Here is an 18,426-nt window from a genome sequence, read left to right on the forward strand (position 1 = left end):
GCTACCGTCATAGGTGTAGATCAGCTCATACCCTTCAGCGGCCAGGCTTAGCTCAAGCGCTGCAGGTTTGCAGGTATCTCTGCCAGCGGGCTGTGCAGGTTCAGGGTTAGCTGTTTGCTGCCCAGTTTGCTCATTAACGCCGCTTTTTCTTCCACCAGCACCAGCTCACCGCGATTGATAACGCCGATGCGGTCGGCCATCTCTTCGGCTTCTTCGATGTAGTGGGTCGTCAAAATAATCGTCACGCCGTTATCGCGTAGCTGGCGCACCACTTCCCACATATCCCGGCGCAGTTCAACGTCGACCCCAGCGGTGGGCTCATCCAAAAACAGTATGCGCGGCTCGTGGGAAAGCGCTTTGGCGATTAGCACACGGCGCTTCATACCGCCGAGAGAGCGTCATGAGCCGGTTGTTGCGCTTATCCCAAAGCGCCAGCGACTTAAGCACTTTTTCGATATGCGCAGGATTGGGCGCGTTGCCAAACAGACCACGGCTGAAACTGACGGTGTTCCCAGACGGTTTTCAAACGCTTCGTTGGTCAGCTCTTGGGGCACTAGCCCAATGCGCTCCCGGGCTTGGCGGTAGTGGGTAATATTATCGAACCCGTCTACCAACACATGACCAGCGGTGGGGTTAACCAAGCCGCAGACCACGCTAATCAACGTGGTTTTACCTGCCCCATTGGGGCCAAGCAGGGCAAATATCTCGCCGCGCTGGATGGTTAAATCGATATGGGTTAACGCCTGAAAGCCACCCTCGTAGGTTTTGTTCAGGCCGTTAATAGTAATAATCGGGTCGTTCAAGGCGTACTCCTCACGTTGCGGTCGAATGACCGCAACGCTTGACGGCCTTTTAGGCGCAATTAAGAGCGTTTGGTTAGGAAAAGTTAAGTGCGTTCGGTAATTTCCAGTAGATGGTAACCAAACTGGGTTTTCACTGGGCCGTGTACTTGGCCTACTTCGTCGTAAAGACGACTTTATCGAACTCGGGCACCATCTGGCCGGGCCAAAGCTGCCAGGTCGCCGCCTTGACGGCTGGAGGGCAGCAGGAGGTGCTCTTTAGCGACTTCAGCAAAGTCGCGGCCATTTTGAATTCTTCTTTGAGTGCTAGGCACTGCCTTCGCTGCTGACCAAAATGTGGCGGGCGCTGGCGCGTGTCATAGGTTACTCCTAACTAATGATGTTCTGAGGGGTCATCGGGGCGGTAGTTTACCACGGCTTACCCAGGGCTCCGCTATAACGCAATGCTTCGCCCACGGGCCAAGGCGTGTTCGTGATCGCTTACCGACTCTGGCCCGCGAGTACAGGTGACAATCACCCAGGGCCCTTGTGTGCCGTATCCGCGTTAGTGCGCTCGGCTATACCGGCATCGCAGCTACGCCGCTGCTGAGTGCCGGTTTATGAGCGAAGCTTATACCGCTTCCCATACCCGCCTTAAGACGCTGTTTTTGCCGGAACGGTTCGCTGCATAACCGCCAACAGCGTTTGCCGCTGCTCGTCATTTAAATCATTCATGGAACTGCCCTGTTGAACAGGGTGCAGGCTGGCGAGCAGGTCGCCAAAGGCGCTTAGGGTGGCCCACGTTTTCACCACTGCTTCGTAAGCATCAACGCATGGTCGTAATCAGGCTGGGTGAAGGATGCCGTACTAACGTCTAGAACGGGCTAACGCCTGCCCGCGCTGACTCACCGAGTGCTGACGCAGGGCGATAAAATCCATCCCGCCAAGCTCCCGAGCGTCAGGGTGGAGTTCACCGTAAACGCCTTGGCGTACGCCGACCAGTTTAGAGATAGGGCCTATCTCATCAGGGTTACCACCGCTTGCGGCAATCATCGCACGGGCGCGTGCGTTAACTACCGCCAGCCCCACGCGGTCAATCAGCATATCGGTGGCGGTGTTATCGCTGACGGTAATCATCTGCTCCATCAAGTAACGGATAGAGATAGGCGTGCCAGGGTCGTGCCAATTAGTGGGGCCCGCGCCATCGACAAAGTCACTACGCGCAAGCGTTAACCGATCATCCAACGTCAGCGTACCCATCTGGCGCTCTGCAAGCACCTGCGCTGCCACCGGTATTTTAATCAGCGAGGCTAAATACCAAGAGTCATCGGCGCGCCATGAAAACGCTTCACCACTGGCGAGGTTTTGTACATAAACACCAGCCGTCCCTCAAAGATGTCTTCGATAGCCTTCAAGCGCGCGGTTAAATCGCCCTGCCAGGCGCTCTTTTTATCGACTTCATAGTACCAATGAGCATCGTACCAATTTGTATCGTACTCATCTGCATGAGCAGGGAGCGCTATAATCAGCGCTACTGCCACCAGCCCACGTTGTATCCAGTGTCGCAAATCATAACTCCAGCAGTTATTAATCGCTTTTAGCGGTGGTTAGCCATCCAACGGGTCAACCAAATCCACCCCGCAGCGCCAAGTATTAACAGCCCGCCTACGCCAAGCGCCTGTGGATAGGTGTACATTCCCTCGCCTTCCCACAAAAAGCGCAGCACTAAAAAGATCATCACAATATGGAAAATAAACGCTTTAAGGGCATCTGAACCGACCATCGTCAGCGGCAAAAGTGCCTTCGCGGCTTTGGCGCCACCGGCTAAAGCGAGGGCTAACAGCACTAGTGCACCACCCAAGCTAAACAGCATAAACTCAAGCCCTGGCGGGTGTTTGCCGACATTGTTGGCCACCGCCAGCATCGCCGCATGTACATCGCCACTGATAAACGCCAACGCATAAAACCCCGCCACCATCATCGCACCCAGGCTCAACAGAGTGAGTACTAAGCGGCGCCGTTTGGCGGAGTCGAAGTAGCAGCGCAGCAACGCTTCGCCGATGAGTAGGCCCACCAAAATCAACGGCGTGCGACTGATCTGCCCCCAGGTGTAATGGTCTTCATGATCTACCAGCAGCGCCTTCAGAATATCGTTGCCGCCAAACGTAAGGCTTTGCAGCCAAATAGTCAGTGCTGTTAATACGCCAATGGTGGCAAGCCGACTCCAGAGCGGCGCCCGCGCCCAGAGCGGCAGAATCAACGGCACCCAAAGCAGCGCTATGGCGTAGAAGCCTAAGATTTCGACCCAAATGGCAAATCGGCCATAGAGCAACGCATCGACGATCTCGCTGGGCGAGTAGAACGGCAGCATCTCAATGACAAGGAGCGCTTTGTACCAGAACCACACTTCTACAGCGCGCAGCCATAGCTTTAACCGGCGCTTAGGCCAGTCATCGCTTTGAGTGTGGGACAGAAACGCCACCGCCAGGGCAATGCCAAACACCACAATAAACAGCGAAGAGGAGAATTTAGTCAGCAAATGAACCGGCACCATCCCCCAATCGGGTACATTTCGAATGCCGACTAACCCACTGACTGAATGGCTAATAATCATCAAGCCGATGGCGATACCACGGGCTAGGTCAATCGCCGCTATGCGGCCCTCGGCCTTGGGCAGTTGGGGCTTGTCTGTCCATTTTAGGGGCGACCAGTTCAGGGGCATCGAGACATCCTTGTGGGTAGCGTTCTCAAATTGTTAAGCGCGCCGATGCTTAACACCTTAGCGCGAAATTATATCGTGCGCTTTGGTTGATACTGTTAACGGCCACACACAAAGATGCCCCGCAGTTGGCGGGGCATCCGTCGACTCATCCTTAAGCCCGAGAAAAGTTATTCCTTAAAGATTGCAATTACCAGCCGGAATCATCCTCCTCTTCATCGGTGGCGGGTACTTCTTGCTCCTCTTCCTCTTCTTCGTAAGTGAATTCTTGCTCTTCCTCTTCATACTCAGTGCCTACATCCGAACCTTTATCTTGCTCAGTGTCGTAGCTATTGTAGGTACCTTGATCATCCTGCGTCGTTTCTTCTTGCGGGGTCGGTTCTTCGTACTCGTCACTGCTGTCCACTTGAGCAAACGCAAGTGGGCTGGCCATCAGGCCAAATGATACACCTAGGATGCCAAGTTTCTTGAGAGATTCCGTCTTCATCATGATACTGCTCCTATCAAACGTTGCTACTTAAACATCGGTGCGAGCATCGCACTGGGTTTAATGGGTAAGAGTGTCAGGTCGTCCTACCTGTTCCACTCTTACCTACTGCATTGCAGTGCCCGTGCCAGCCTGTGCCAATCGTTAACAAAAAGCATTGTTAAACAATTGCTTATATGTTTTAAACACACACCAACCCTTTGATTTTATTAATAAAAACTAGCCTTATACTGTTTAAAATAGACACATGATCCCCGGTTAATCATGCAATCGGGGCAACAAAGTGAAAGTGACTTACTCGTAAGCCATTTCTTCGAGCTCTTTCCCGCGCGTCTCTTTGACGAAGTAGATAACAAAGAAGACAGAGGCAACGGCACTGATCGCATAAAACCCATAAGCGCCAAACAGCCCGATAGACGCCAGCATGATAGGGAAGGTCATGGTGATACCGAAGTTGGCTAGCCATTGGAAAAGACCGGCAATCGCCAGCCCCGAGCCGCGCATTTGATTGGGGAACATTTCACCCAGCATGACCCACATCACCGGCCCCCGAGGCGTTAAAAAACAGCACATAAAGGTTGGCGCACAGCAGCGCAAATACGCCCATATCACTCGATAACTGTAGGCTGCCATCCACCATCGTCGCTGTAGAAAACGCATAGGAGAGGCACGCCAGTGTCCCCGCCATGCCAACCGAACCACCCCAAAGCAGCGGTTTGCGTCCAATTTTGTCGATCAGCGCAATGGCGAGCAGGCAGGCACCAATACTCACGGCGCCAGAGATCACATTGATGAGTAGCGCATCGCCTTCGGAGAAACCCACTGACTGCCATAGCACTGCGCCATAGTAGAAAACGACGTTAATGCCACCAACTGCTGGAAAACCGCCAAGCCAATACCCACCCAGACGATGCCATGTATCTTGCCCGTGGAACGGTTGATCACATCTTTCAACCGTGGCTTGTGATCTTGATCCAGAGTGGTATTAATTTCATCAATTTTGCTGCTGACATCACGCTCAGGCATTACTAACCCAAGCACACGGCGGGCTTCGCCCTGCTTACCGGTGCTGATCAAGTAGCGCGGGCTTTCAGGAATAAACAGCAATGCCACCAGGAAAACGGCAGCCGGTATCAGTTCAATCCAGAACATCCAACGCCAGGTCGCGAAGCCAAACCATAGTTCTGACATGGCCGAGCCCGCTACATAGGCCAAGACATAATTACTCAAAAATGCCATAAAAAGGCCAGAAATAATCGCCACCTGTTGAATAGTGGCTAGGCGTCCTCGGTAGGCCGATGGTGCTACCTCACTGATATAAGCCGGGGTCATGACACTGGCGGCGCCTACGGCAAGCCCACCGAGAATGCGATATATCACAAACTCCATAGAACTACCGGCAACGCCGGAGCCCCAGGCACTAATCAGGAAGAACACAGCGGCCACGATCAACAACGTACGGCGGCCAAAGCGATCCGCCAGGCGACCCGCAAAGAAAGCACCGATCGCGCAGCCCAGTAGCATCGACGCCACATTAAAGCCCGTGCCTGCGCTATCGGAGTTAAAAGAGGCCTGTAGGCCATCCACAGTGCCGTTGATCACGCCACTGTCGAAACCAAACAGGAAACCGCCGATGGCGGCAATACAACAGATCACCAAGATATACGATGAGCGGCTTAGCGTTCTTTGTGTTGTCATTATCTAGCTCCTTGGATTTGTTATTGAGCGTTGTTTTACGTATTGGTAGTTGGAAAAATTGAAAACCGTCAGTGATATAGGGTGCTCTCGTGATTGTTTGAAGGTTGCTGCAACGCGCCATCAGGCAACCGCTTTCCATCGGCATCAAACGCGTGGAGCTGGGCCTGCTGGGGAGTGATAAAAAGCGTATCGCCATGGCTAAGATCGACATCGCCAGAGAGGCGGACGGTAAGCGAGCCGGTCTGCTCGCTATCTATATAGGCGAAAGCGTCAGCACCCAGCTTCTCGATGAATCGCACACGTCCTTTCCACTCGCCTTTCTCGCGGCTCACCTCTAGATGCTCGGGCCGTATGCCTAGAGTGGTGGCACCGTAAGCCGCCGCTAGGTCACCTTCGATCAAATTCATTTTCGGCGAGCCAATAAAACCAGCTACAAACAGCGTTTCGGGGCGTTGATAAAGCGCCATGGGCTTGCCCATTTGCTCAATCTTCCCGGCGTTCATCACCACAATGCAGTCGGCCAGGGTCATCGCCTCGACCTGATCGTGGGTGACATACACCATGGTGGTATCGAGCCGTTGATGCAGTTCGGCCAACTCGACACGCATGCGGTTGCGTAACGAAGCGTCCAGATTAGAGAGCGGCTCGTCGAACAGAAATACGCCGGGGCTGCGCACAATGGCACGGCCAATGGCCACCCGCTGGCGCTGCCCCCCAGAGAGCTCAGCAGGTTTACGCTCGAGCAGATCCTCAAGATTGAGCAAGCGCGCGGCCTCGGCCACTTTGGCTTCCCGTTCTTTGCTGGGCACTTTTGCCAGCCGCATGCCGAAGTCGATATTGCGAGCGACCGTCATGTGCGGGTAAAGCGCGTAGGACTGGAAAACCATGGCAATGTCCCGGTCACTCGGCTCGGCAGTGGTAACGTCTTCCCCGCCGATAGTGATCGTGCCCTGAGTCACGGTCTCCAGGCCCGCAATCATGCGCAGCAAAGTGGATTTTCCGCAGCCAGAAGGTCCAACCAGCACGGTGAAAGAGCCATCTTCGATATGCAGATTTAAATCAGGGATTACCGTGGTTTTGCCATGAAACGTCTTTTCGATGTCGCGTAGTGTTACTTCAGCCATGAGCTTATCTCGTCTCTGAAAGAGGGGCGCGGCGATAGCAAAACGCCTGGAAATCGGCGGGGGTGCCGCGTCCACTAATGTCGTGGGCGGCCATGCCTAAAAAATTGCCGGTGAAATAGCCGTGGGCACGACCACTGCCTTCGTCGGAAAGCAGGCCAGCATCTAACGCAGGACCAATCGATTGCCAGGGCTGATCTCCCTGGGCATAGCGAAAGCGCAGCTCGCGGGCATGGATATCCAGCCCAAGCCGAATCGTGGCATCAGGTTCAATGCGGATGCCTTGTTCGGCGATACTCAAGTTGCCGTTCGGCCAATCATCCAGGCAACTGATAATGCTAAGCACCTTGTCGCCTGCATCGTTCAAGGTCACCGCTAAATAATGGAACTTGAAGCGGTTGTAGTAGGCGATAAGCCCGGCAAACTGCTGAATATCCTCGGGTTCAAAGGTGAGTGTCGTTTCGGCACTGCAGTGGATGCTGTCCTGACGGCGCGCCACTAGCGCCTGCTCAAACCAGGAACCTACCGATTCACGGCCAAAAAGACGTAAGTAGCCAGGCCGTTCAGTGAGCGAAAACAGCCGTTCCGGATAGGGGGTACGCAGCCACTGAAACGCATCGGGCAGCGTTGCTGATTTGAAATCGTAGTGCTCTGCATGAGCAGGCAGCTTCTGCGTCACCCCACTCATCGCCACCTCTAACGCTGGTACATTGCCCTCATCAGCGAGCCGTAGCCAGCCATCTTCGCCCCACTCCACGCGCTGAATAGCGGTCTCGCGCCCCATCGGCGATAGCCGGGTGCCTGTCAGAGGTCTACTGCATAAATGCACCAGATAAGTGTCACCTTCAGGGGAGTCGACCAAGTCTGCATGGCCAGCCCGCTGTAGCGGGTTTTCAGGATCATCTCGACTCGTCAGAAGTGGATTGTTGGGATGTACCTCGTAAGGGCCTGTCAGCGTTTTGGAACGCGCCATGGTCACCGCATGCTGGTAACCCGTGCCGCCCTCGGCCACCAAGAGGTGGTACCAACCATCGCGCCAGTAGAGATGCGAACCTTCTGTAAGCTTCATTTCGGTACCGGCGAAAATATTGGTGATATCGCCCACCAAGCGGCGTTGCTCAGGATCGTACTGTTGCAGCACTATTCCGCCGAAACGATCCCGCCCTTCGCGCTGGCGATAATCCCACTGCAGGTTGATCAACCACTTTCGGCCATCGGAATCGTGAAACAGTGAAGGGTCAAAGCCACTTGAATTCAGGTAGACCGGATCGCTCCAGGGCCCCTCGATACGCGGCGCTGTCACCACGTAATTATGTCCATCCTTGAAGTTCCCCTCATAACGTTTCATGTCGGTATAAACCAGCCAGAACAGCCCGTCGGCGTAGCTTAAGCAGGGCGCCCAGATTCCGCATGAGTCCGGATTGCCGCGCATATCTAGTTGGCTGGCACGGCTCAAGGGCCGTGTGACCAGCGTCCAGTTAGCCAAATCGCGGGAGTGATGAATCTGAACGCCTGGGTACCACTCAAAGGTCGATGTGGCCAAGTAATAGTCGTCGCCTACCCGACAAATAGAGGGGTCAGGATTGAACCCGGCCAGAATAGGGTTATGGATAACATCGTTCATTATGGATCCTCCTTTATCCCTTAACCGAGCCGCCGGTCAGGCCAGCCACGATGTACTTCTGGGCGGCGAGAAAGAAAATAACCGCCGGAATGATGGTCAAGGTCACGAAGGCCAGAATCATGTTCCACTGGGTCAGGTACTCCCCTTGGAACTGCATCATGCCCAGTGGCCAGGTGTAGATAGAGCGGTCGTTTAACACCACCAACGGCAGCAGAAAGTTATTCCAGCTCTGCACAAACACAAACACGCCCACGGTGGCCAGAATGGGGGTCGAGAGCGGCAGCGTGAACGACCAGAAGAAGCGCAAATAGCTGCACCCATCCACATAGGCCGCTTCAAACAGCTCTTTAGGCAGCTGGTCGAAGAAGGCCTTAAAGAGCAGGATGGCTAGCGACAAACCAAATGCCATCTGGGGCAGAATCACCGCCCAATAGGTATCCAGCAGGCCCAAATCCCGCACCTTGATAAACAGCGGCAAAATGGCCGCCGCGAAGGGAAACATCAGGCCGAGCAGCAGGTAGGAGAGGATCATCTTGGCGCCGAAGAAGCGGATCTGCGAAAACACATAAGCCGCTGCGGCCCCCACCACCAGGGTTAAAAACACCGTCATTAACGAGATGAAAAAAGAGTTACCCAAATAGCGCCAGAAATTGCCGTCCAGCAGGATGCCGATGTAATTGCCGGCATCCCAACTATCAGGCAGCCACAGCGGATTGGTACGCAGCTCTGAATTCCCCTTGAAGCCACCGAAAAACGCCGCTAACAGGGGGCCGATCACCACGCTGGCTACCACGATCAGAATGATCACGCGCAGGGTGTTACGGGTAGTGATACTTTTCATGCCTTACTCCCCTTGCCGGTGGTGCGTTGGTAGAAGAAGGCGATTCCGATAGCGAGCACAAACAGCACTACCGCAGCGGCGCTACCAAAGCCAATATTGAGCCGTGAGAGACCGAAGCTGTACAGGTAGGTAACGATGGTGTGGGTCGAGTTAGAGGGGCCGCCGTTGGTCATCGGGATGATAATGTCGAAGATCTGTAGCGAACCGATAATGGCAAAGAAACCACTCACCACGATGGCATGCTTAATCAGCGGGATTTGTACAAAAAGCGCCACTTGGCGGGGTTTAGCCCCTTCAAGCTTGGCGGCTTCAACCAGATCCTTGGGCACGCCCTGCAGGGCGGCAATGTAGATCATCATATGGAAGCCAAAGTACTTCCAAACGATCACGGTCATAATCGCCGGAAACGCCCACTGGTGATCGGCCAACACATACACCGACTCCTGGCCCATAGCATGCAACAGCGAACTGGTAATGCCGTAGTCGCCGTCAAAAACAAAGCTCCAAATGAGCCCCGCGGCCACCTCCGCCAAGATGTAGGGCAGGAAAAATACCAGCCTAAACAGGGTGTTGGTGGGCGTTTTACGGTACACCAACAGTGCTAACCCCAGCGCCAGGGGCATCTGAATCAGTAGCGATACCAGTATCAGTTTGGCGGTATTCCATAGCGCGGTATGAAACACCGAGTGATCGAGCAGGCGCTGATAATTTTGCGCGCCGACAAAGTCACTGGGCGCACCGTAGCCATTCCAGGAGAAACCGCTGTAATAGACGGCATCCGCTAGCGGCAGAATGACGAACAGCGAAAAAAGGATTAACGCCGGTGGAAGCAGGATTAATAGCGCGGTGAATTTACCGCTCACCAAGCCTTTCTTCACCCGGTCAGCATTCCCTCTCCGCGGCACGGCGGTTCGGTCAAGCGTGGTCATGGCAAACTCCGAGCCAGAGCGTGGACGAGCACGGGCGGTATCGCGCGTGCTCTTTTAGCGGGCGGATCATCTAAACTGCCAGGCTTCTTCGACCCGGGCAGCGGCCTCTTCGGGCGTCACGACGCCTTGCGCTAAATCTCCGCTGATATCATTAATCGTCGCACCGACAGACGTACCCAGTGCTTGATCCAGAAACACCTGATGAAACTCAGACTCATCAAGAATTTCTGCAACGCGGCGGGCATAGGGCGTTTCAAGGGCTTCCGCTGAGCCCTCGGCAACCGGCACAAAGATGCCTGTCGCGGCAGCTTTACGCTGGTTGTCGGCATTGAGCAGAAAACGCAGGAAGTCGACCGCTTCATCGGGCGCATCACGGGTGACAGCAAAACCGTTCATCCCGCCAAAACTCTGTGCGTTGCCCTCACCACCTTCGACCTCTGGAAAAGGGACAAACAGCAAGTCGTCATCCGGGACGCCCTCGCCACTCACTGAGCGCTGCTTGGAAGGAAGATAATCCCAGTCGCCCATCACGTGGAAGGCGGCCTCGCCATCGCCAAACATGCCGCTGGCACGCTCGTAGGAAGTGGCCATAAAGCCGGGTTGAAATGGGTCAAGCTCAACCAGCGACTGCAGCATCTCGCCAGCGCGTACAAAGGGCTCGCCTTCAAAGCCGCCGTTTTCACCACTTTTGGCCGCTTCAATGCCCTCGCCACCGGCTAGGCGGGTGACTAAAGAGCCCCAATAGAAGTGCAGCGGCCAGCCATCCTGGCCACCGACCACCAGCGGCGTTATGCCCTCTTCCCGCAGCGCCATCACGGCGTTTTCAAAATCCTCCCAGGTCTTGATCGCTTGCGCATCAACTCCCGCCTTTTCTGTCAGGGCAGTGTTCGCCCAGATACCCACCACCGTGGCGTAGAGCGGCGCGCCATAGACACGATCATCCAGGGTGAAGGCGCGTACTGCAGATTCTGGGTAGATATCCTGCCAGCCATCGCGCATCGGCTCGCTCAGGTCGCGGACAAACCCCGCATCCACCTGATCGCGCAACCCCTCACCGCCCCAGGTGTAATAGATATCCGGGCGCTGGCTGGACTGCAGCATAGTGGGCAGGCGCGTTTTGTACGCCTCGTTGGCAAGGTATTCGAACTCGACATTAACGTCGGGGTGCTCCGCCTCATAGGCGGCAACCACTTCCTCGTAGTAGCGTTTTTCAGCGCTACTGCTTTCAATCCTTAGCACCGTCACCGTGGTATCGGCGGCTGCGGTTACTGACCCCAAAGCAGCAACAGCGGCAACAACCAGCGCTAAGTGACGAGGGCGTGAACAGGGCACGTTGTATTTGTTAGATACGTGCATGAAATTCTCCTAATGTTATTTTAAAGCTTGCTGTTGAATCATCCATCAAGCCCAGCCCGCGTCTACCGCCAACTCCTGAGCGGTGATGGCCTGGCTTTCGGCACTGGCTAAAAACAGCACCGCGGGGGCGATATGCTGGGGTTCAAGGCGCATTTTTAGGCACTGGCGTTGTTGAATGGCGACTTCGTCGCCGGGGCTAATCCACTTTTCGAGCTGCCGCTCGGTCATCACCGAGCCGGGCACCAGTGTATTAACGCGAATATTGTGCTCGCCCAGTTCCCGGGCCAGGCTGCGGGTCAAACCGTGCACGGCCGCTTTGGCAGTCACATAAGCGGGCAAACCGCCTAACGCCATCTGCACGCTGACCGAGCCAAAATTAATGATCGAGCCACCGCCCGTTTGCATCATCTGTTTTGCCGCTGCCTGGGCAGCAAAGAACATCGGCCGCAGGTTGAGCGACATACGTTCATCCCAATAAGCAACATCCACATCCTGCCAGGCGTGACGATCATCGCTGGCAGCATTGTTGACCAGGGTATGGATTGGCCCGAGGTGCTGGCCGGTCTCGGCGATAACCTGCTGTAGGCTGGCCACATCGCGAATGTCGCAGTGGTGGTAGTGCGGTGCCTCGCCGGTCTCGGCGCGGAGCTCTTCGACCAGCGCTTCGCTGGCCTCATCGTTAATATCGACGAACACCACCCGCGCGCCCTGAAGGTGAAAGGCTCGGGTAAGCGAGGCGCCAATGCCGCTGCCGCCGCCGGTAATAAAGACCACACGCTGTTCAAGGCTTGTATAGCGCGCTGAGTGCTGATTCATATTGTTTCCCACCTTTCTCTTTTAGGCGTGCTTTAACCGCGTTTTAAATATCCACCCACTGCCCACCGGCAGCGGACGAGGCCAGCGCGCGGGTAATAAACGTAAGACCATCGACACCGTCGGCGACTCCCGGGGTTTGCAACGCCAGCGCCTCAGCGCGCTCACCCCGTTGATGGGCGTGAATTTGCACAGCGAAATCGCGATAGAGCTGGGCAAAGGCTTCGAGATAGCCTTCCGGATGCCCCGGTGGAATGCGTGCAGCCGCCATGGCAGCTTCGCCCAGGCCAGGGCCGTTGCGGGTCAATATCCGTGGCGGCTCTCCCAGTGGCGAATGCACTAGCTGATTGGGCGTTTCCTGGCGCCAGGCAAGGCCACCCTTGCTGCCATAAACGCGGAGCTGCAGACCGTTTTCGTTGCCCGGCGCGACTTGGCTAGACCACAGCATGCCCCGCGCGCCGCCCTTGAAGCGCAGCAGCATATGTACGTTGTCATCCAACGCTCGCCCTTCGACAAAGGTGTGCATATCGGCGGCGAGTGACTCCAGTTGCAGGCCGGTCACATAGCGCGCCAGGTGGTAGGCGTGAGTGCCGATATCACCCAAACAACCTGCCGGGCCGCTGCGTTTGGGATCGGTGCGCCACTCAGCTTGCTTGACGCCGCTCTCTTCCAGGCGGGTGGAGAGCCAATCTTGCGGGTACTCCACCTGGACGACGCGAAGGTCACCCAGCTCACCGTTGGCGACCATTTCACGCGCCTGGCGTACCAGCGAGTAGCCGGAGTAGTTATGGGTTAAACCGAAGAACAGCCCCGTCCGTTCCACCAGCTCGGCGAGGGTTTGCGCCTCGTCCAGGGTGATCGTCATCGGCTTGTCGCAGATGACGTGAAAACCCGCTTCTAAAAAGGTGCGCGCTACGTCGAAGTGAACATGGTTGGGGGTCACAATGGCGACCACATCGATGCCATCCGGCCGCTGCTGCTCCGCTTCGGCCATGGTCTGGTAGTCGGGGTAAGCGCGTTCGGCGTCAACGTGCAGCTCCGCGGCGGCGGCCCGGCTGCGATCAGGGTCAGAGGCAAAGGCCCCGGCAACCAGTTCGAAATGGTCATCCAACCGCGCGGCGATGCGGTGCACCCCGCCGATAAACGCTCCTTGGCCACCGCCGACCATGCCCAGGCGCAGCCGACGCGGCGTGTCGTGTTGATTGCTCATGTCGTATTGCCCTCCCTTTGGTTAATTAAGACCCAAAATGCGGCGATTGGCGGCCTCGTCGGAGCCGCCGTCAGCGAAGTCATCAAACGCCCGCTCGGTGACCTCAATAATGTGGTCGCGAATAAAGGCTGCGCCTTCACGGGCGCCGACTTCCGGATGCTTCAAGCAGCACTCCCACTCCAGCACCGCCCAGCCGTGGTAGTCGTTGGCCGCCATCCAGGAAAAGATCGACTTGAAGTCGATTTGGCCATCGCCCAGGGAGCGAAAGCGCCCCGCGCGCTCTGTCCATGACTGATAGCCTGAGTAAACGCCCTGCTTGGGGCTGGGGTTAAACTCGGCGTCCTTAACGTGAAACATCTGAATATGGTCGCGATACACGTCCAGAAAGCCGCGGTAGTCGAGCTGCTGCAGGATCAGGTGGCTAGGGTCGTAAAGGATGTGGCAGGGGGTGGTTACCGACCCGCTCAAGGAACATCTCAAAGGTGATGCCGTCGTGCAGGTCTTCGCCGGGATGAATCTCGTAGCAGAGGTTCACGCCCGCTTCATCAAATGCATCCAGAATCGGCCGCCAGCGATTCGCCAACTCGTCGAACGCCGTCTCGACCAAACCCGCCGGACGCTGGGGCCAGGGATAGATGAACGGCCACGCCAGCGACCCGGAAAAGGTGCCGTGGTCGGTGAGGCCGAGATTTTGCGATGCCTTGGCGGCCAGCTTTAGTTGATCAACCGCCCAGGCCTGGCGCGCCTTGGGATTTCCGCGCACTTCGGGCACCGCGAAGCCGTCGAACATCTCGTCATAAACGGGATGCACGGCGACCAACTGGCCCTGAAGATGGGTGGAGAGTTCGGTGAGCGCCAAGCCGTGTTCGGCCAGTGTGCCTTTGATCTCATCGCAGTAGGTGCGGCTCTCGGCAGCACGTTTGAGATCGATCATGCGTGCATCCCAGCTGGGAATCTGCACGCCCTGATACCCAAGCCCCGCCGCCCAAGCAGCAATACTGTCGAGGCTATTAAAAGGGGCTTCGTCACCGGCGAACTGGGCGAGAAAGAGCGCTGGCCCTTTGATTGTTTTCATAGGACTCTCTCAATATCGTTTGGATTAAGTGCTTGGGTAGGCGCGGGAAGGAGTGGTGCTTTTACCCGCGCCTATTAATCACTACGCAATCAATACGCGGTCAGAACGGCGAATCGGGGAAGTAGTACTGCTCGGCATTCTCCTGGGTAATCAGCGGCGAGCCTAGAATGTACTCACCCAATACTGGGCCATTGGAGACAAAGTGTTGTACGGTCAGGTCCATGGCGGTGGCGATCATGGCAGGTGGATACAACACGTCCACTGGCACCAGCTCATCGCCGTCCATCACCCGTTTGATAATGTCCTTCATGCCCGCCCCGCCGACGATAAACAGCTCGTCTTCACGATCCGCTTGGCGTACCGCTTCAATGACACCCAGCGCGATATCGTCATCCTGGGCCCAGACGGCGTCGATATTGTCGAAGCGCGATAGATAGTCCTGCATCACTTCAAAGCCATCGTCGCGGTTCCAGTTGGCATGCTGCATATCGAGGATGTTGACCTCGGAGCCTTCGATCGCTTCTTGGAAGCCTTGCACCCGCTCATCGTCGATCACCGTGGGAATACCGCGCAGCACGACAATGTCACCTTCGCCATCAAGGCGCTCGCGGATGTACTCGCCGGACACGCGGCCTAACTCATGATTGTTGCCTGCCACGTAGAGATCTTCGATGCCTTCTTGATTAAGCCCACGGTCCACCACGGTGACAAACACCCCAGACTCTTTAACCCGGCGTACCGGATCGGTCAGCGGGCCAGATTCAAATGGCAGTACCACCAGCGCATCGATGTTGCGCAGCGACACCAAGTCTTCAAGATCATTGGCCTGCTCGCCGGCCGTACCCGCGGTGGAGATGGTGATCTCAATGTCGGGATAGAGCTCCTCAAGGCGTTTTTTGGCCTCTTCGGCATGGTAGTTAACCCCGCCTGTCCAGCCATGGGTGGCGGCGGGAATGGATACGCCGATGGTGTATTCCTGGGCCACGGCGGCGCCGGAAAGGCCTATTGCTGCGGCAGTGACGCAGGCCGCCACGGCTGTTTTGATGATTCGCATAGTGGTGCTCCTTTCGTGTTTGTAATTGTTTTGCTGTTTGTACTTGCTGTGTTGCGAGCTACTTGTAGCTGTTGTTGTTGCGCTGATGGCTAGTGAGTTTATGGTCCTGTTTTCCTCCACGAGGCACGCTGCAGGTAGACCGCCACAATGATGATGATCCCCTGCACCGTCCCGTTGAGATAGTTGGAAATGGCATCGGTCAAGTTGAGAATATTGCCAATCATGGTAAGCATGATGGCGCCCACCACCGTGCCCCAGATGCGCCCATGCCCACCCTTGAGCATGGTGCCGCCGATGATGACCGCGGCAATCGCCTCTAACTCCCAGAGCACCCCGGTGGCACCCGATGCAGAGCCCAGCCGGGGCACATAGATAATCGTCGCCAACGACACGCACACCCCTTGCAGCATGTAGGTCATCGTTTTGATGCGATCGACGTGAATAGCGCTGTATTCAGCGACTTTTTCATTGGAGCCGATGGCAAAGCAGTAGCGCCCGAAGCGGGTGTAGTTGAGCAGGATGTAGCCAACAATGGCGACAAATAGAAACACCCAGACCGGAATGGTGATGCCCAGGAAGCTGCCGTAATACACCGGCCGGTAGATATCACGCACTGCCCAGTCCAGGGTGAGGGTGCCGCCATCGGCGAGGTACGTGACCAGTGAGCGGTAAATCCCCATGGTGCCGAGGGTGACAATAAACGCCTCAATTTTGCCTTTGGTAGTCACCATGCCGTTGATAAAGCCAGCGCACAGCCCCAGCAGCAGCGAGGCACCCACGCCGAACAGCACGGTGGTCAGCCCGGCGCCAAACTGCTCGACGAGGCTGTTCATCAAAATAATCATCACCCCGGCAATAAAGGCCGCCATTGCCCCTACCGAAAGATCCAACCCGCCGGCGGTAATCACGAAGGTGGCGCCGATGGCAATAATGCCGATAAAGGCACTGCGGGTGAGCATGTTAGAGAGATTATCCAGCCCCAAAAAAGCCGGATTAATCAGCACGCCCAGTAGCGCCAGAACCACCAGTGCTACAAAGGGCCCCCAGGTTTTCAGGTCTATGGCGAAGCCTTTTTGCTTGGTCACTTTGTTAGCTGCTTTATTAGTCGTTTTGTTATTAGCCATGACGCTGCTCATCGACCTCTACTCCTTTAATGCCGGATGCGTACTGCATGATTTCATGTTCGTTAATTTGCTCGCCTTCAAGCACCCCGGTGAGTTCTCCGGCGCACATTACTGCCACCCGGTGAGAAAGGCCGATCAGCTCGCCCATTTCTGAAGAGATCAATATCACCGAGCAGCCCGCCTCGTCGTTAATTCATGGATAAAGTGATAGATCTGGTGCTTGGTTCCCACATCGATGCCCCGGGTCGGTTCGTTGATAATCACGACTTCAGGGGCAATGGACATCACCTTGGCGAGCAGCAGCTTCTGCTGGTTACCGCCGGAGAGTTCGGCAGCGGTGCGCGCTGCCGTCCGCAGGCGGATATCAAAGCGCTGGATGGCCTGTTGAAAGGCCTGCTCTTCACGGCGGCGGTCAATAAGCGGATGGCAGTGAGCGCGTAAATTGAGTAACGTAACGTTGGAGCGCAGATCCATATTGAGCACCAAGCCTTTGCCCTTGCGATCCTCGGTGAGATAAGCAATTCGTTGGTGCACCGCATCGCGCAGGTGTCGCAATACCACCGGTTGACCATTGCGTAGCACCTGACCGGCGCTTTTACTGCGCAGACCCAGCACGGCTTCAATCAGCGCGGTTCGGCCAGCGCCCACGATGCCACCAAACCCCAACACTTCCCCCTGGCGCAGGGTAAAGCTGGCCTGTTTAACGGCCCCGGGCACCACCATATCCCGCGCTTCCAGCACCACCGGCGCATCGGAGGGGAGATGCGTACGCGGTGGGTACATTTCAGTGATCTCACGCCCCACCATCAGCCGTGCCAACTCTTCCTTGCTGCGTCCAGTCATGGAGCCGCTATCGACCAAATGGCCGTCACGCAATACCGTCACGCGGTCGGCAATCTGCTCAATTTCACGCAGCTTGTGGGAGATATACAGAATCGCCACACCACGTTGGCGCAAACGGTCGATGAGTGCGAACAGCACCGATACTTCGTTTTCGGTCAGCGTGGCGGTGGGTTCGTCCATAATCAGCACGCGCACATCCCGGGTGATCGCCTTGGCAATTTCCACCATCTGCTGATCAGAGGTGCTGAGGTCTTTCACTCGAGCGCGTGGATCAACGTCGGTTTCGAGTTCCAACAGTGCCGTCCGGCTACGTTCCCGCATGGCTCGTCGATCCAGAAACACTCCGCGGCGCAGTTCGCGGCCCAGGAAGATGTTCTCCTCTACGCTGAGCTGTTCCGCCAGTGCCAACTCCTGGTGAATCATCACCACGCCGTCGGCCTCCGCCTCACCGCTGGAGCGGTAGTGTCGTTGGCTGCCGTCCACCACCACCTCGCCCGAGGTGGGTCGAAGGTAACCGGCCAGGATTTTTACCAGGGTCGATTTACCGGCGCCGTTCTCACCCAGCAGGGCGTGCACTTCACCCACCTGCAGGTCGAGATCAACGTCGAATAACACTTGGTTTTCGCCAAACGAGCGGCAGAGTTTGCGCGCTGATAACAGCATGAGGCCACCTGATGAAGTCTGTTGTTATTGTGTTGGGGGCTTATCAACATCGATTGATTTAGATTGATGCTTGATTTACTTTAGGTGCTA

General features: G+C 56.1%; 14 protein-coding genes and 6 pseudogenes. All 20 read right to left on the minus strand.

The genetic code is table 11. The features are described 5' to 3' along the window. Nucleotides 1–47 precede the first annotated feature (47 nt). Nucleotides 48–383, minus strand: a complete 336-nt coding sequence (locus FDY98_RS29680; RefSeq protein ID WP_442907996.1) for an AAA family ATPase — start codon at nt 381–383, stop codon at nt 48–50. Continuing rightward, nucleotides 369–803 (minus strand): annotated as a pseudogene (locus FDY98_RS29685) (ATP-binding cassette domain-containing protein); the annotation flags it as partial. The pseudogene FDY98_RS29685 and the gene FDY98_RS29680, both read right to left, overlap by 15 nt. Nucleotides 804–886: 83 nt before the next feature. Beyond that, nucleotides 887–1,160, minus strand: a pseudogene (locus FDY98_RS28515) (peptidylprolyl isomerase). Between the two features lie 273 nt (nt 1,161–1,433). Continuing rightward, nucleotides 1,434–1,589, minus strand: coding sequence for a hypothetical protein (locus tag FDY98_RS28520; RefSeq protein ID WP_340147033.1), 156 nt, complete (start codon nt 1,587–1,589; stop codon nt 1,434–1,436). 57 nt (nt 1,590–1,646) lie between these two features. Beyond that, a pseudogene (locus FDY98_RS28525) lies at nt 1,647–2,099 on the minus strand (serine hydrolase); the annotation flags it as partial. Beyond that, nucleotides 2,090–2,347, minus strand: a complete 258-nt coding sequence (locus tag FDY98_RS28530; RefSeq protein ID WP_340147034.1) for a hypothetical protein — start codon at nt 2,345–2,347, stop codon at nt 2,090–2,092. The gene FDY98_RS28530 and the pseudogene FDY98_RS28525, both read right to left, overlap by 10 nt. Before the next feature lie 29 nt (nt 2,348–2,376). Then, the gene (locus FDY98_RS17880; RefSeq protein ID WP_155706059.1) at nt 2,377–3,501 is read right to left on the minus strand and encodes a heparan-alpha-glucosaminide N-acetyltransferase domain-containing protein; all 1,125 of its coding nucleotides are present in this window, start codon (nt 3,499–3,501) and stop codon (nt 2,377–2,379) included. Between the two features lie 187 nt (nt 3,502–3,688). Beyond that, nucleotides 3,689–3,988, minus strand: coding sequence for a hypothetical protein (locus tag FDY98_RS17885; protein WP_414727629.1), 300 nt, complete (start codon nt 3,986–3,988; stop codon nt 3,689–3,691). A 291-nt stretch (nt 3,989–4,279) separates the two neighbouring features. After that, nucleotides 4,280–5,683, minus strand: a pseudogene (locus FDY98_RS17890) (sugar porter family MFS transporter). Between the two features lie 68 nt (nt 5,684–5,751). Beyond that, nucleotides 5,752–6,807 (minus strand): ABC transporter ATP-binding protein, encoded by a 1,056-nt coding sequence (locus tag FDY98_RS17895; RefSeq protein ID WP_155706061.1) that lies wholly within the window; start codon nt 6,805–6,807, stop codon nt 5,752–5,754. 4 nt (nt 6,808–6,811) lie between these two features. Then, complete coding sequence (locus FDY98_RS17900) at nt 6,812–8,428, minus strand: glycoside hydrolase family 43 protein (protein WP_155706062.1); 1,617 nt, start codon at nt 8,426–8,428, stop codon at nt 6,812–6,814. Between the two features lie 13 nt (nt 8,429–8,441). Continuing rightward, nucleotides 8,442–9,269, minus strand: a complete 828-nt coding sequence (locus FDY98_RS17905; protein WP_155706064.1) for a carbohydrate ABC transporter permease — start codon at nt 9,267–9,269, stop codon at nt 8,442–8,444. Then, nucleotides 9,266–10,198 (minus strand): carbohydrate ABC transporter permease, encoded by a 933-nt coding sequence (locus tag FDY98_RS17910; RefSeq protein ID WP_022521947.1) that lies wholly within the window; start codon nt 10,196–10,198, stop codon nt 9,266–9,268. The genes FDY98_RS17905 and FDY98_RS17910 overlap by 4 nt, the downstream gene beginning before the upstream one ends. Before the next feature lie 66 nt (nt 10,199–10,264). Continuing rightward, nucleotides 10,265–11,554 (minus strand): ABC transporter substrate-binding protein, encoded by a 1,290-nt coding sequence (locus tag FDY98_RS17915; RefSeq protein WP_051430517.1) that lies wholly within the window; start codon nt 11,552–11,554, stop codon nt 10,265–10,267. 45 nt (nt 11,555–11,599) lie between these two features. After that, a complete protein-coding gene (locus FDY98_RS17920; protein WP_022521945.1) occupies nt 11,600–12,370 on the minus strand; it encodes an SDR family NAD(P)-dependent oxidoreductase in 771 nt (256 codons plus the stop codon). Nucleotides 12,371–12,413: 43 nt separating this feature from the next. Next, nucleotides 12,414–13,577 (minus strand): Gfo/Idh/MocA family protein, encoded by a 1,164-nt coding sequence (locus FDY98_RS17925; RefSeq protein ID WP_027956951.1) that lies wholly within the window; start codon nt 13,575–13,577, stop codon nt 12,414–12,416. Nucleotides 13,578–13,598: 21 nt separating this feature from the next. After that, a pseudogene (locus FDY98_RS17930) lies at nt 13,599–14,652 on the minus strand (sugar phosphate isomerase/epimerase family protein). A 100-nt stretch (nt 14,653–14,752) separates the two neighbouring features. After that, on the minus strand, nt 14,753–15,706 hold the full coding sequence (locus FDY98_RS17935; protein WP_027956953.1) for an ABC transporter substrate-binding protein: 954 nt from the start codon (nt 15,704–15,706) through the stop codon (nt 14,753–14,755). A gap of 98 nt (nt 15,707–15,804) precedes the next feature. After that, nucleotides 15,805–16,830, minus strand: coding sequence for an ABC transporter permease (locus FDY98_RS17940; protein ID WP_027956954.1), 1,026 nt, complete (start codon nt 16,828–16,830; stop codon nt 15,805–15,807). Then, nucleotides 16,823–18,336 (minus strand): annotated as a pseudogene (locus FDY98_RS17945) (sugar ABC transporter ATP-binding protein). Before FDY98_RS17945 ends, FDY98_RS17940 begins: the two are co-directional and overlap by 8 nt. Nucleotides 18,337–18,426: the final 90 nt, after the last annotated feature.

This window comes from Halomonas sp. PA16-9 (assembly GCF_009728585.1).
Classification (GTDB): domain Bacteria; phylum Pseudomonadota; class Gammaproteobacteria; order Pseudomonadales; family Halomonadaceae; genus Vreelandella; species Vreelandella titanicae.